This is a genomic window from Stenotrophomonas sp. YJH_SMC_8 (genome assembly GCF_059371315.1).
Genome location: NZ_JCAFUL010000022.1, coordinates 1 through 13,586 on the forward strand (window position 1 = coordinate 1; position 13,586 = coordinate 13,586).

Consider the following 13,586-nt stretch of genomic DNA (forward strand, 5'->3'; position numbering starts at 1 on the left):
CAACTGTTCGGGCGGATCAGGGAGAAACCGGCGCGGAGATCCTTGCTACAGAGCGATCGAAAAGACCTAGAGCCGAACGGTCGTCCGCGCCGGGCTCTCGGCACCTAAGGTGCCAGAGTCGGAAGAGATAAGAGCCGAGCCTACGCTCGGCTGTTCCAGAGGCAGCCGAGCATGGGCTCGCCTTTACAATTGCGGCATGTCTGTCAAAACCGAACCCTCCCTGCGCCAGGTGGTGGCCGAGGCCAGCGCCCGACTCGGCGGCGTTGAAGCCCGCCATGAGGCGGAACTGCTGCTGCTGCATGTGCTTGAGCGCCCGCGCAGCTGGCTGTTCGCGCACGCCACCGATCCGCTGCCTGCTGCCGAACTCGCCGCCTTCGAAGCGCTGCTGGCCCGTCGCGTGGCTGGCGAGCCGGTGGCCTACCTGACCGGGCACCGCGGTTTCTGGACGCTGGACCTGGAGGTCGACCCGGCCACGCTGATACCGCGCCCGGAAACCGAACTGCTGGTCGAGCTGGCGCTGGAACGACTGCCGCCGGACCGCGCGCTGCAGCTGGCCGACCTGGGCACCGGCAGCGGTGCGATCGCGCTGGCGCTGGCCAGCGAGCGGCCTCATGCGCAGGTGCTGGCCACCGATGCCAGCCCAGGCGCGCTGGCCGTGGCCACGCGCAACGCCGCGCGCCATGAACTGCGCAACGTGCGCTTCGCCCAGGGGGGCCACGACTGGTACGCGCCGCTGCAGGGCGCGCGCTTTGATCTGATTGCCAGCAACCCGCCGTATATCGCCAGCGACGATCCGCACCTGGAACAGGGGGACCTGCGCTTCGAACCGGCCACCGCGCTGGCCTCGGGTCGGGATGGCCTGGATGACATCCGCCGCATCGTCGACGGTGGCCCGGCGCGTCTGCTGCCCGGTGGATGGCTGCTGATCGAGCACGGATGGGACCAGGGCGAGGCGATCCGCGCGCTGTTCGACGCGGCCGGTTTCGCCGACGTGCAGACCGTGCAGGACCTGGAGCAGCGCGACCGCATCACCCTGGGCCGGCGACCGGCCTAGAATGGAGGTTCTCCTGCCCCGGCAGGGCATCACCCTGGAGCTGCAAGCATGCGTACGCTGTACCCCGCCATCACCCCCTACGACGTCGGCACCCTGAAGGTCGACGACCGCCACACGCTGTACTTCGAACAGTGCGGCAACCCGGACGGCAGGCCGGTGGTGATGCTGCACGGTGGCCCGGGCGGCGGCTGCAGCGACAAGATGCGCCAGTTCCACGACCCGTCGAAGTACCGCATCATCCTGTTCGACCAGCGCGGTGCCGGCCGTTCCACCCCGCACGCCGACCTGGTGGACAACACCACCTGGGACCTCGTTGCCGATATCGAAAAGCTGCGCGAGCACCTGAACGTCGATCGCTGGCAGGTGTTCGGTGGCAGCTGGGGCTCGACCCTGGCGCTGGCCTACGCCGAAACCCACCCGCAGCGCGTGACCGAGCTGGTGCTGCGCGGCATCTTCATGCTGCGCCGCTGGGAACTGGAATGGTTCTACCAGGAAGGTGCCAACCGCCTGTTCCCGGATGCGTGGGAGCATTACCTGAAGCCGATCCCGTCGGTGGAGCGTCATGACCTGATCTCGGCCTTCCACCGTCGCCTGACCAGTGACGACGAGACCACCCGCCTGGAAGCGGCCAAGGCCTGGGCGGTGTGGGAAGGCGCAACCAGCTTCCTGCACGTGGACGACGACTTCATCAACAGCCACGAAGACCCGCACTTCGCGCTGGCGTTTGCGCGCATCGAGAATCACTACTTCGTCAACGGCGGCTTCTTCGAGGTGGAAGACCAGCTGCTGCGCGACGCGCACCGCATCGCCGACATTCCGGGCGTGATCGTGCACGGCCGCTACGACGTGGTCTGCCCGCTGGCCAATGCCTGGGACCTGACCAAGGTGTGGCCGAAGGCGAAGCTGGAAATCACCCCGGCCTCGGGCCATTCGGCGTTCGAGGCCGAGAACGTGGACGCGCTGGTGCGCGCCACCGATAGCTTCGTCTGATCGGTAGCGCCGGGCCATGCCCGGCGAGGGGTCAGAGCCCTTTCCCACGGAAAGGGCTCTGACCCCGTGTGGAATCATCCGCGCATGGCGTGGATCTACCGTGCTTCGCCGATCAGTAGAGCCAGGCCATGCCTGGCTGCTCCTGCTCTGTATCCTCATCCACGCATGGCGTGGATCTACCAGTTCCCGGCCAGCAACGCGTCAGCCAGCACCTGCAGTTTCGGTGAGTGCTGCCGCGACGGCGGGTAGATCAACGACAACGCACGGCTGCGGCCTTCGAACGGCTGCAGCACGCGCTGCAGCCGGCCATCGGCCAGCGCGTCGGCCACCGCGAAATCCATTACCTGCACGATGCCGATGCCGGCGATGGCCGCTTCCACCAGTGGATCGCCGCTGTCGAACACCATCCGCGTCGGCGGGGTGACTTCCCGTAGCTGGCCGTCCTGCAGGAACTGCCAGTCGACCACGCGGCCACTGCGCAGGTTGCGCACGGCCAGGCAGGCGTGATCCCGCAGCGCGGTCACATCGACCGGCGCGCCGCGGCGGGCCAAGTAGTCCGGGCTGGCCACGGTTACCCAGCGCAGCGGCCGCAAGGGCCGCGCAACAATGCGCTGGTCGGCGATGACGCCGGTACGCAGCGCGGCATCGAAGCCTTCCTCGACCAGATCGACCAGGCGGTCGCTCAGCACCGCTTCCACCTGCAGCTGCGGATGCTGTTGCAGCAACGGTGCCAGCATCGGCACCAGCACCTTGCGCCCGAACATCGATGGTGCACTGATCTTCAAGGTGCCCGCGGGCGTGCACGGACGGTCGGCCAACAGGCGTTCGGCATCCTCGAAACCACATAGCAGCGGCGCGACCTGATCGACGAACTGGCGGCCATCCGGGGTCAGCGCCACGTTGCGGGTGTTCCGCTGCAGCAGCTTCACCCCCAGCGTGGCTTCCAGCCGACCGATCGCGCGCGACAGGCCTGACTGGCTCAGGCCCAGCTGCCCGGCGGCGACAGTGAAACTGCGGGCTTCGGCCACCTGCACCAGCATGCGCACCGCATTGAGGTCCATCGACGTTCCATTCATGCTGAAAATCATGACAGATATGGCGATCAGGGGGTTTATTGATGGCCCTGCATCAATGAGACTGCGCTCCCCCACTGCACCGGACCGCCGATGCCTCCCCTCAAGTACCCGCGCTGGGCGCTGACCCTGCTGGCCACCGCCCAGCTGATCATCGCCCTGGACGCCACCATCATCTTCGTCGCCCTGCATGACATGGGCCGCGCGCTGCAGATCAATGCGCAGCAGCTGCAATGGGTGGTCAGTGCCTACACCGTGGCCTTTGGTGGCAGCCTGCTGCTGGGGGGGCGTGCCGCCGATCTGATCGGGCGCCGTCGTTTCTACCGGCTGGGCATGCTGCTGTTCGCGCTGGCCTCGCTGCTTGGCGCACTGGCGCCGAACGCTACCCTGCTGATCATCGCGCGTGCCGCACAGGGCGTCGGTGCGGCGCTGCTGTTCCCGGCTACGCTGGCGCTGATCAACACGCTGTACGCCGAAGGCCCGGTGCGCAACCGCGCGCTGGCGATCTGGAGCATGGCCAGCGCGGTCGGCCTGGCGCTGGGCACGCTGCTCGGCGGCGTGCTGACCCAGGCGTTCGGCTGGCCGGCGGTGCTGGCGGTAATCGTGCCGCTGGCCACCGCATGTGCGGTCGCTGCCGGTGCGTGGTTGCCGGCCGATGGTCCGCAGGTGCGCGGCCGCTCCTTCGATCTGGCCGGTTGCCTCACCGTCACCGCCGGCGGCAGCCTGCTGGTCACCACGCTGGTGCAAGGGCCGGAGTGGGGCTGGACTGCACCGGCCACGCTCATCTGCCTGCTGCTTTCAGCGGTACTGCTGACGGTCTTCGTGCAGATCGAAAAGCGCAGCCGTGACCCGCTGATGCAGTTTTCGCTGTTGCGCCTGCCTGGCCTGCGCGCGGCACTCGGCCTGACCTTCGCCTTCATGAGCAGCTATGGCGTGCAGTACTACTTCCTGGCGCTGTACTTCCAGGATGGCTACGGCTGGAGCCCGCTGCAGGCTGGCATGGCCTTCCTGCTGCCGACATTGGTGTGCACCTTCGGCATCCGTATTGCCGAGCGCATGCTGCGGCGTCGTTCACCAAGGCAGGTGCTGGCCTGGGGCTTCGCCGCGGGTGCCATCGGCATCGCTGCGGTGGCGCTGGCGATGCCGCATGGCGCCGGTTACTGGCCGCTGCTGCCGGGCATCGTGGTGCTCAGCGTGGGCCAGGGCATGAGCTGGACAGCAATGTGGATCGTGGCCGGGCAGGGTGTGCCGGGTCCGCAGCAGGGTGTGGCGTCCGGCATGGCGGCCACCGCACAGCAGATCGGCGGCGCGTTGGGGCTGGCGGTGCTGGTGATGGTGGCCAACGCCGCGCGCGGCACGCAGGCAGCAACCAGTGCCGATGCCCTGCAGGGCATGGTCAATGCGCAGTACGGCGCCGCGCTGTTCGCCGCGCTCGGCGTGGTCATCGCGCTGGGCCTGCGCCCGGCGCCGGTAGACTCGGCTGCGACTACCTGCCTGAGCAACGAAGCATGATCGAACTGCTGGACCTGCAACAGACCCTGCATGCCTTCGCAGCCTGCAACGATGATGATGGGGTGTACGGCTCCTTCGGTTGGGTGCACGCCACCGATGACGACCTGCTGCAGGCGCGCTTCTGGTTGCCACCCGATGAGGATGCCGCCTTCGATGAGGACAGCGAGGTTCCGGCTGAAGCGCGCGCGCTGGGCCTGGGCACGTTCCTGGAGCCTGCGACGTTTGCGGATGTGCTCGACGTGCAGAAGCGGCAGCGCCCGTTGTCTTCGCTGCGGGACTACGCGCAGGCGCTGGCGTACTACGCCGAGTACGACGCGTTCCAGCAGGTCGAAGGCATCGATGAGGCCCTGGGCGAAGCGGAAGCTGGGGAACAGGCGGCTGCGCGCGAGGCGGGTGTGGGCACAGGCATCTTCGCGTCCTTCGATCTGGCATTGAGCGCGTGCCCGGAGGCGCAGGTCAAAGCGGCGGCGCAGCGCGTGGCGCGCCTGCTGGAGATTCCGGTGGGCGATGCATTGGCGCGTTGCCGCGCGTTGCCGCTGCTGCTGGGTGAAGCGCTGGATCGGCGTCGTGCGCAGGCGATCAAGGATGACTTCGCCGACATCGGCGCGACGCTGCAGGTGCAGGGCTTCAAGCCGTTCCCGTGGATGGAGGCGCCTACGCTGCGGTAGCGCCGGGCCATGCCAGGCGGCATTCCGTTGCGCCGCCGCGATGCGGCTCGCCGGGCGTGGCCCGGCGCTACCGGGCTTCGGTCGGGTGGATGACGTTCAACCGAACGCCAGCAACTCCGGCTGCAATGCGCTGAAGATCCGCGCCAGCCGCTCCGCCCACGCCAGCTGCCCGGCCACGTCGGCAATCAGGTCCTGGCGGATCTCCAGCTCCACGTGCACCAGGCCACGGCCTTCGCCATGCACCGGCACCGCATAGTCGCTGGTACTGCTGACCGAATACGGCTCGTTGTCACCCACCACCAGGTCGCCCTCGTCGCGCAGTGCCTGCAGCAGGGCATGGGCAAAACGCGTGTCCTGGTGGTACAGCACGCCGGCATGCCACGGCCGCTGCATGCCGTTCATCGCCGGGGTGAAGCTGTGCATCATCACCAGCAGAGTGGGGCGGCCTGCATCACGGCGTGCATCAAGCTCGGCGTCGATGCGCGCGTGGTAGGGAGCGTGGATCGCTTCGATGCGTTGTTGCCGCTGCGCTGCCGACAGCCCGGCATTGCCTGGCACCACCGTGTGGTCGCTCACTTCCGGAATCAGCGTTGGCGACGCCAGCGGGCGGTTGCAGTCGATCAGCAGCCGCGAATAGGTCTGTTCGATCGCCCAGGCATCCAGCCGTTCGGACAGTGCGCGGGTGGTGCCGGCAATGCCGATGTCCCAGCCGATATGGCGGTCCAGTTCGGCCTGCGGCAAGCCCAGGCCTGCGAGGACGCGCGGCACCCGCTGGCCGGCATGGTCGGCCAGCAGCAGGAACGGCGAGGCGCCCTGCGGCCGGTGGATCGTGTGGATCGCCGGGTCGTCTGCGCCCAGCAGCGCAGGCAGCGCGTGCAGATCGGCGTCAGCCACGCGGGCGTCCGTCCAGATGGTGCTCGATCATCCACAGCCCGGCCCAGAGCTTGGCATCCAGCTCGTAGCCTTCGCCCATTTTCTGTACCAGCCAGGCTGCCGCCCGAGCACGCGGAATCTCGTGCACGATGATGTCTTCACTGTCGTCACCACCGCCCTCGCCAACGCGGTGCAGGCCGGTGGCACGCACGAAGGCGATCTTCTCGCTGCTGGCGCCGGAGGAGGTCGGGCCGATCAGCAGCACTTCGGCGTGATCGGCGGTCCAGCCGGTTTCTTCTTCCAGTTCGCGCACGGCCGAAACTTCGATCGATTCGCCTGCATCGATGTCGCCGACCAGGCCGGCCGGCATCTCGATGGTGGGCGCCTGCAGCGGCACGCGGAACTGTTCGACGAACAGCACGTTGTCGTCAGGGGTGACCGCGATGATGATCGCCGCCAGGCCACCGGCATGGGTGCGTTCGCTGTACTCCCAGGTGCCGCGCACCAGCATGCGCTGGTACTTGCCTTCATAGACGACGCGCGGGGCTTCGGTGTTGCGCTGGCTCATGCGGGCTCGCCGGAATTGGAAAAAGATGGGGTGGGAAGAATATCGGGCACGCCGGCGGCATCGAACAGCCGGCGGCGGGTCATCGGGCCGAAGCGCAGGGTCTGGCACAGGCCGCCGAGCAGCTCGGGATCGGCGGTCTGGCGCAGCAGGCCGGGTTGGCTGCCTTCCAGCGGTGCGTCCAGCGCGATGGTGGTCAGCTGGCGCCAGAGCAGGGCGTGCTCGCGCTGCTCGCGCAGGCGCACGGCCATCTGGGCGGCGCCACGCAGGCGCAGGAACGGCACTTCATCCAGTCGCTCGTACAGCGCGTCCATGCTGCCGAAATGGGCCAGCAGCACGGCGGCGGACTTGCTGCCGACGCCACTGACACCAGGAATGTTGTCCACCGCGTCGCCACACAGCGCCAGGTAATCGGCGATCTGGTGCGCATGCACGCCGTGCCGTGCCTTCACCCCGGCCACGTCCCAGCGCTGGTTGCGCGCGTAGTCCCACTGTTCGTCGTGGTCCAGCAGCAGCTGCGACAGGTCCTTGTCGGCGGAGATGATCACGCCGCGGTGGCTGCCACGATGCACATGCAGGGCACTGCCGATCAGATCGTCGGCCTCGTATTCGTGGTGGGCCAGAACGGCAAGGCCCAACGCTGCGCACAGCGCCTTGCAGTGCACGAACTGGCGCTTGAGCGCCTCCGGCGCCGGGTCGCGGTTGGCTTTGTAGGCCGGGTACAGGCGGTGGCGAAAGCCGCTGTCCAGCGCTTCGTCGAAGGCGATGGCGATGTGACGCGGGCGCTCGCGCTCGAGCAGGTCCAGCAGGAAGCGGGCGAAGCCGTGCACGGCATTGGTCGGCCAGCCCTGCGCGTCCTGGAACTGGTCCGGCAGCGAGTGCCATGCGCGGAACACGTAGATGCTGGCGTCGACCAGGTACAGCGACGGCGGTGGTACCGGCAGGGTCATGCCGGAGGCGTCCAGTCGCGCAGCAGGGCGGCCGGGTCCGGACGCTCGCGCTCGGGCACGGCGGCCTTGGGCGTGCCGATATGGATGAAACCGGCGATGCCTTCACCCTCGGCCAGGCCCAGGTAGGCCTGCACGGCGGGGTCGAAGGCCATCCAGGCGGTCAGCCACTGCGCGCCGAAGCCCAGCGCCTGCGCGGCCTGCAGCAGGGCGAAGCAGACGCAGCCGGCGGTCATCAGCTGCTCCTGTTCGGGCACCTTCGGGTCCGGGCGCGGGCTGGCCACCACCACGATCACCAGCGGCGCGTGGCTGAAACGCTGGCGGTCCTTTTCGAACACGGCCTCGCCGGCGTGCGGGTCGCGTTGGCGGCTGCGCTCGGCCAGGAAGTCGCCCAGAGTGTGACGTGCATCGCCGGCGATCTTCAGGAAGCGGAACGGCACGCGTTTGCCGTGATCGGGCACGCGCACGGCCGAAGCCAGCATCCGCTGCAGGGTGGCCGGGTCCGGGCCGGGCTCGGCCAGTTGCCGCGAAGGCACGGAGCGGCGGGCATCCAGGGCGAGCAGGGCGGCGGGGTCGGGCATGGAGTCTGAACCGGTCATCACGGAGGTTTGATTATAGTCGGGGTGGTCAAAGACACCGTCTGTGTCGCGTCTGGCCTTTGAATACCAAACTGTGATGAACGTCATGCCACTGGCGGGAAACGGACGGCCGCTTCCCCTCGCCTCGCAGGCCTTGCGCGGCTTACGATATCTACCTTGCCGGGCCGCCGGTCATGAGGTTTGAAGTGAGGACTGTTTCACTGTCCGTGACGGGCTGGCCGGCCTACCATCGACGTACCGGTACATGGGGTGTGCCGGTTGTCGCGATGTCCACGTTGTCTGTCGTACCAGAGAAGGTGGGGAGCCTTCCCGAATGATGAGCGCGCCCACACCGATGGGATCGCCGGGCCGTGACCCGGCCCAGCTCCAGCTTGCCCGGGACATGGTCCTGCCCGCGCTGTGCCAGGCCTTTGGCGCTGCACTGGCGCGCTTCGACGATGCCCTGTTCGATCGGGCCGGCAATGCCGGTTCGTCGCAGCTGCTGTTCCTGGATGCGATGCGTGAACTGCGCCGCCGCCGCGAGGACATTGCCGGTGCCTTCTCTGGCCACCTGCAGCGGGCCTGGGATGCGCTGGCCAGTGGTGAGCCCATGTCGGCCGAATCGACGCTGTCGGGCCCAGCCGAGGATGGCCTGAGCCTGCTGGCGGAGCACGTGCTGGAGTCGCGGTTGGCGGTGCGCAATTTCGCCACTGTGCTGCTGCGCGACTTCAAGCCGGTGCTGGCGCGGCTCGACCGCCGCCTGGGCCGTCTGATCGGCGGCGCCGAACTGGATGCCGACCATAATCCCATCAGCCCCGAACACCTGGGCGTGGCCATCCACGAAGCCTTTGCCGGCTGCGAACTGGCCCCGGAAGTGCACCTGGTGCTGATCAAGCTGTGCGAGCGCGACCTGCGCGCGCCGGTGGGTCGCATCTACGAGAAGCTGGACGAGCAACTGGCCGCGGCCGGGGTGATGTCGCAGATGGGGGCGCCGCGGCGTCCACTGTCGGCTGCACCCGACCCGCGCATGGCCTCGGGCCTGGATGACCTGGTGGAGCAGCGCCCGGGCACGGGCCTGGACGGCGAATTCGGTGAAGACGAGCAGGCCGCACCGGCTTGGGCGCAGCGCTTTGCCGCGCGCTGGTCCGAGCGGCGTGGCCACATGCAGCAGCACCTGGGCGCCGAAGACGGCGGCACCGGCGAGGCCCATGCGGGCCAGCAGGGCATGCTGCTGGAGGCGCTGCACGAACTGCTGCAGCAGACCCGCCACGTGCGCGAGGACGCGACGTCGGCCGCACAGGTGGCGATCGGCCAGCAGCGTCCGCTCAGCCAGCGCGAGATGATGTCGGTGCTGTCGCTGCTGCAGGCCACGCCCAGTGCGACCCTGCGCGCGGCGATCGGCGAGGACGGCGAATCACTCGCGCAGCGGTTGAAGAGCGAAGTGCTGTCCAGCGCCACCCGCCTCGGTGTCGATCCGGGCCAGACCCGGCTGGACCCGCAGGACGAGGATGCGATCGACCTGGTGGGCATGCTGTTCGACGTGATGCTGGACGAGCGCGAACTGGAAGGCCGCTCACGCGAGCTGATCGGCCGCCTGGTGGTGCCGTTCGTCAAGGTCGCCATGCTCGACCGCCGCATGTTCGTGCAGAAGACCCATCCAGCGCGCAAGCTGCTCAACTCGCTGGCCGAGGCCTGCGAAGGCAACACCGGCGAAAGCCAGGCCGAGCGCATGCTGATGGCCAAGGTCGAGGAGATCATCGAGCGCCTCGTGGCCGAGTTCAACGAGAACCTGGCGATCTTCCTGACCCTGGAAGAGGAATTCCGCGAGTTCCTCGTGCAGCATCGCCGCCGCGTGGAAATCGCCGAACGCCGCGCCGCCGAGACGCAGCGCGGCCAGGAAAAGCTGGAAATGGCCCGCACCCGTGCCGGCGCCGAACTGGACCGCCGCATCGGTGATGCCACCCTGCCGCCGGCCATCGCCGAATTCCTGCGCCAGCCGTGGCAGCACCACCTCACCCTGGCGCTGCTGCGCGAGGGCGAGGAGGGCGCGTCGGTGGCCGAGGCCCTGAGCCTGGGCGACGGCCTGCTGGAAGAAGTGGCCGAGGCCCGCCGCCAGATCGTCGGCAAGCCGTGGCTGCAGGCCTGGCAGCCGGTGCTGGCCAAGGTATTCGCCAGCGTGGGTGTGCACGGCGATGCGGCAACCGGAGCGGTCGACGCGCTGCATGACACGTTGCAGGGCATTGCCGAATCGCGGCCGGAACTGCAGCGCGCACTGCCGGAGCTGCCGCAGGTGGCACTGCCGACCCCGCCGGTGGCCGAATCGCCGGCGGTGGAATTGAGTGGGCAGATCGACGCCGATGATTTCGACAACGCCGATGCCGATCGCTTCCGCCGCATGGAGATCGGCAACTGGCTGGACTTCGTCGACAAGGACGGCAAGGTGCAGGCCGGCAAGCTGTCCTGGGTCAGCCCGATTTCCTCGCGCCTGCTGTTCGTCAACCGTCGTGGCGTGCGCTTCTGCGTGGCCTCGCCGGAAGAACTGGCAGTGATGGTGCGGCTGGGACGTCTGCGCGCCCATGTGGATGACGGTGCCTTCGACAGCGCCATGCAGGGCGTGATCGATCGGCTGGACCCGGGCAGCGCCACGCTGCACTGAGTGGAGCCGCCTGCTAGGATCGGGAAAACTCACCGATCAGCGGGGACCTGCATGGCCGTGGCGTTGCTGGGGATCAAGGAGACCACGCCGGGCGAACGGCGCGTGGCGCTGACGCCGGAGACCGCGCGCAAGCTCGGCGCCCTGGGCATCACTGTCTGGTACGAGCCCGGCGCCGGACTGGCCGCGGGTTTCACCGATGCAGCGTATGACGATGCTGGTGCCCGCGCGTTCGATGCCAGCCGCTGGGCCGAAATCGACATCCTGTTGTGCGTGCAGGCGCCGGCGGCGGCGGTGCTGGAACAGCTCAAGCCGGGTGCCACCGTGGTTGGCCTGTTGACTCCTGCCAGTGATCCGGCCCTGGCGGCATTGGCTGCCGATGACCGCCTGCACCTGTTCCCGCTGCAGCAGCTGCCGCGCACCACCCGTGCGCAGGCGATGGACGTGCTCAGTTCGCAGGCCGGCATGGCCGGTTACAAGGCCGCGCTGATCGCCGCCGAACGCGCACCCCGTTTCTTCCCGATGCTGACCACCGCTGCCGGCACCGTGCGTCCGGCCAAGGTGCTGGTGATCGGTGCCGGCGTGGCGGGGCTGCAGGCCATTGCCACGGCCCGGCGCCTCGGTGCCCAGGTGGAAGGCTTCGACGTGCGCCCGGAAACCCGCGAGCAGATCCAGTCGCTGGGCGCCCGCTTCCTCGACCTGGGGGTAAGCGCGACGGGCGAGGGCGGTTACGCGCGCGCGTTGACCGATGACGAACGTGCCGAGCAGCAGCGCCGCCTGGCCGACCACCTGCGCGGCGTGGATGTGGTGATCTGCACGGCGGCGGTACCGGGGCGCCCGGCACCCACCATCGTCACTGCTGCGATGGTGGAAGGCATGGCCACCGGCAGCGTGATCGTGGACCTGGCCGCCGAGAGCGGTGGCAACTGCGCACTGACCCGGCCGGGGCAATGCATCGAACACCAGGGCGTGACCATCGATGGCCCGTTGGGCCTGGCCAGTCGTGGTGCGACCCAGGCCAGCGAGATGTATGCGCGTAACCTGCTGAACTTCGTCGCGCTGTTCGTGCGCGAGGGGCAGCTGGCGTTCGACTGGGACGACGAGTTGCTGGCCAAGACACGCTGGCTGGCGTGAGTCGGTAGCGCCGGGCCATGCCCGGCGAGCGCAGCGGTATGCGGAAATCCGCCGGGCATGGCCCGGCGCTACCGAAGCGGAGGCGTTACCGCGGCTTCGCCGGCGGTGGGTTGTCGCGCACCCAGTCCTTTCGCTGTTCCGGCGTCATCTGCGACCAGCGCTCGCGCAGGGCGTCGCGCTGCGCCGGTGGCATGTCGCGCATCTGGCCGAACAGTGCCCGGGCCTGCTCACGCTGCTCCGGGCTCATGTGCTCGAAGCGGCGCAGACCACGGCGCGCCTTGTCGCGTTCCTCCGGGCTCATCGATTGCCAGCGCTGGCCATGCGAGAGCATGCGCTGGCGCTGGCCCGCATCGGCGCCGTTCCAGCGGTCGCGCAGGGGAGCCAGCAGGGATTCCCGCTGCGCTTCACTCAATTGTTCCCAGGCCGGCAGCGGTGCGGCGGGCGCGGGGCGTGCGGCAGGGGCGGGTGCGGTGTTCTGCGCCAGCGCCGGGACGGCCGGCAGCAGCGACAGGGCCAGCAACAGCGGCAGGATGTTCAATCGGGGCATGGTTCACTCCATCGCCAGGTCGGTATCGCCCAGCCACAGGTACAGATCGGGATTTTCGTCGTACAGCGCGCTGTTGTCTTCCACCGAGGCCAGCACCGGGGCCGGCGCTGGGCCCGACAGGGGGCTGTGGCCGCTGAACTGCAGGCCGATACCCAGTGCCACCACCAGCGAACAGGCGCTGGCCAGCCACCAGCGCAAGCGCCCGTGGCGGGCCGCGCTGGCGCCGTGGCGGGCCTGGCGCAGCCGTGCCAGCGTGGCCGGCGACAGCGCCTGCAGCGACTGCGCGTGCAGGCTGCGCAGGATGTCATCGGAGGGCAGGGAGCGGTTCACGGGTGGATCTCCAGGTAGTCCTGCAGCGCCTGCCGGGCGCGTGCCAGATGGGTTTTTACCGCGCCTTCGCTGCAGCCCATGGCGCGGGCGGTGGTGGCCCCGTCCAGGTCCTGCAGCACGCGCAGGGTGAAGGCTTCGCGCTGGCGGGCGGGCAGGGTGCGCAACGCGTCCACCAGCTGCTGGTACTGCTGGCGCTGTTCGTGCGCCTGTGCGGGGTCCGGGCCGGGATCGGCCCAATCGATCTCGCCGCCTTCCGCGTCCTGGTTGTCGCGCCAGAACGGCAGGCGGAAGCGGCGTCGGCGCTGCAGGTCGATCACGCGCCGGCGCAGGATGCTCCAGAACAGCGGCGCCCATTCGGCGGCAGGTTTGTCGGCATAGTCCAGCATGCGCATCAGCGCGTCCTGCACCGCGTCCATGGCGTCGTCGCGCTGGCGCAGACCAGCCTCGGCGAAACGGAACGCACGCGGGCCGACGCTGGCCAGGAACGCTTCCAGCGACGCCGGCAGGGCATCGGTCTCGGTGCTCGGGGGGACAGGGCTGCTCACCAGCACAGGGTACGGTTCCTCGCTCGGGGTCACCATCGACAACGCGTGAGCGCGGCTTCGGTTGACCGTGGGCGCGCGCCGGGTTCAGCCCGTGGTTATGATGGGCCGACGAAGACA

Annotated in this window: 14 protein-coding genes; 6 read left to right on the plus strand and 8 right to left on the minus strand. The window is 68.8% G+C overall.

Going from position 1 to position 13,586, the window contains the following annotated elements:
• Positions 1 to 196 precede the first annotated feature (196 nt).
• Together prmC and pip are read left to right on the plus strand one after the other, a co-directional pair.
• Positions 197 to 1,054, plus strand: a complete 858-nt coding sequence (prmC, locus tag AC5P88_RS18910; RefSeq protein ID WP_495225758.1) for a peptide chain release factor N(5)-glutamine methyltransferase — start codon at positions 197 to 199, stop codon at positions 1,052 to 1,054.
• A 48-nt stretch (positions 1,055 to 1,102) separates the two neighbouring features.
• Positions 1,103 to 2,044, plus strand: a complete 942-nt coding sequence (gene pip / locus AC5P88_RS18915; protein WP_495225759.1) for a prolyl aminopeptidase — start codon at positions 1,103 to 1,105, stop codon at positions 2,042 to 2,044.
• A gap of 176 nt (positions 2,045 to 2,220) precedes the next feature.
• On the opposite strand, the gene AC5P88_RS18920 is transcribed toward pip, so the two are convergent.
• The gene (locus AC5P88_RS18920; protein WP_495225778.1) at positions 2,221 to 3,105 is read right to left on the minus strand and encodes a LysR family transcriptional regulator; all 885 of its coding nucleotides are present in this window, start codon (positions 3,103 to 3,105) and stop codon (positions 2,221 to 2,223) included.
• 105 nt (positions 3,106 to 3,210) lie between these two features.
• Between AC5P88_RS18920 and AC5P88_RS18925 the strand changes: the two genes are divergently transcribed.
• A complete protein-coding gene (locus tag AC5P88_RS18925) occupies positions 3,211 to 4,629 on the plus strand; it encodes an MFS transporter (protein WP_106550873.1) in 1,419 nt (472 codons plus the stop codon).
• Positions 4,626 to 5,297: a DUF7716 domain-containing protein gene (locus tag AC5P88_RS18930; protein WP_495225760.1), complete on the plus strand. Its 672-nt coding sequence runs from the start codon at positions 4,626 to 4,628 to the stop codon at positions 5,295 to 5,297. Before AC5P88_RS18925 ends, AC5P88_RS18930 begins: the two co-directional genes overlap by 4 nt.
• A gap of 96 nt (positions 5,298 to 5,393) precedes the next feature.
• Here the strand turns inward: AC5P88_RS18930 and AC5P88_RS18935 are convergent, their stop codons facing one another.
• From AC5P88_RS18935 to AC5P88_RS18950, 4 genes are read right to left on the minus strand one after another with little or no spacing between them, the layout of a single operon-like run.
• The gene (locus AC5P88_RS18935; protein ID WP_106550875.1) at positions 5,394 to 6,191 is read right to left on the minus strand and encodes an N-formylglutamate amidohydrolase; all 798 of its coding nucleotides are present in this window, start codon (positions 6,189 to 6,191) and stop codon (positions 5,394 to 5,396) included.
• Complete coding sequence (locus AC5P88_RS18940; RefSeq protein ID WP_495225761.1) at positions 6,184 to 6,738, minus strand: NUDIX hydrolase; 555 nt, start codon at positions 6,736 to 6,738, stop codon at positions 6,184 to 6,186. Before AC5P88_RS18940 ends, AC5P88_RS18935 begins: the two co-directional genes overlap by 8 nt.
• On the minus strand, positions 6,735 to 7,685 hold the full coding sequence (locus tag AC5P88_RS18945; protein WP_495225762.1) for a 5'-3' exonuclease: 951 nt from the start codon (positions 7,683 to 7,685) through the stop codon (positions 6,735 to 6,737). The genes AC5P88_RS18940 and AC5P88_RS18945 overlap by 4 nt, the downstream gene beginning before the upstream one ends.
• Positions 7,682 to 8,263: a nitroreductase family protein gene (locus AC5P88_RS18950; protein WP_495225763.1), complete on the minus strand. Its 582-nt coding sequence runs from the start codon at positions 8,261 to 8,263 to the stop codon at positions 7,682 to 7,684. The genes AC5P88_RS18945 and AC5P88_RS18950 overlap by 4 nt, the downstream gene beginning before the upstream one ends.
• 331 nt (positions 8,264 to 8,594) lie before the next feature.
• Between AC5P88_RS18950 and pacR the strand changes: the two genes are divergently transcribed.
• Together pacR and AC5P88_RS18960 are read left to right on the plus strand one after the other, a co-directional pair.
• A complete protein-coding gene (gene pacR, locus AC5P88_RS18955) occupies positions 8,595 to 10,916 on the plus strand; it encodes a PacR family protein (RefSeq protein WP_495225764.1) in 2,322 nt (773 codons plus the stop codon).
• Between the two features lie 51 nt (positions 10,917 to 10,967).
• Entirely contained in the window at positions 10,968 to 12,047 is a 1,080-nt protein-coding gene (locus AC5P88_RS18960) for an NAD(P) transhydrogenase subunit alpha (protein WP_495225765.1), read from the plus strand.
• Positions 12,048 to 12,132: 85 nt separating this feature from the next.
• Here AC5P88_RS18960 and AC5P88_RS18965 read toward each other — a convergent pair whose 3' ends face one another.
• The 3 genes from AC5P88_RS18965 to AC5P88_RS18975 are packed head-to-tail and all read right to left on the minus strand — an operon-like array spanning position 12,133 to position 13,505.
• The gene (locus AC5P88_RS18965; RefSeq protein ID WP_495225766.1) at positions 12,133 to 12,594 is read right to left on the minus strand and encodes a DUF3106 domain-containing protein; all 462 of its coding nucleotides are present in this window, start codon (positions 12,592 to 12,594) and stop codon (positions 12,133 to 12,135) included.
• A 3-nt stretch (positions 12,595 to 12,597) separates the two neighbouring features.
• Positions 12,598 to 12,924 carry a hypothetical protein gene (locus AC5P88_RS18970; RefSeq protein ID WP_106550881.1) on the minus strand — a complete coding sequence of 109 codons (327 nt, stop codon included), beginning with the start codon at positions 12,922 to 12,924 and terminating at the stop codon, positions 12,598 to 12,600.
• Positions 12,921 to 13,505, minus strand: a complete 585-nt coding sequence (locus AC5P88_RS18975; RefSeq protein WP_495225767.1) for an RNA polymerase sigma factor — start codon at positions 13,503 to 13,505, stop codon at positions 12,921 to 12,923. Before AC5P88_RS18975 ends, AC5P88_RS18970 begins: the two co-directional genes overlap by 4 nt.
• Between the last annotated feature and the right edge of the window lie 81 nt (positions 13,506 to 13,586).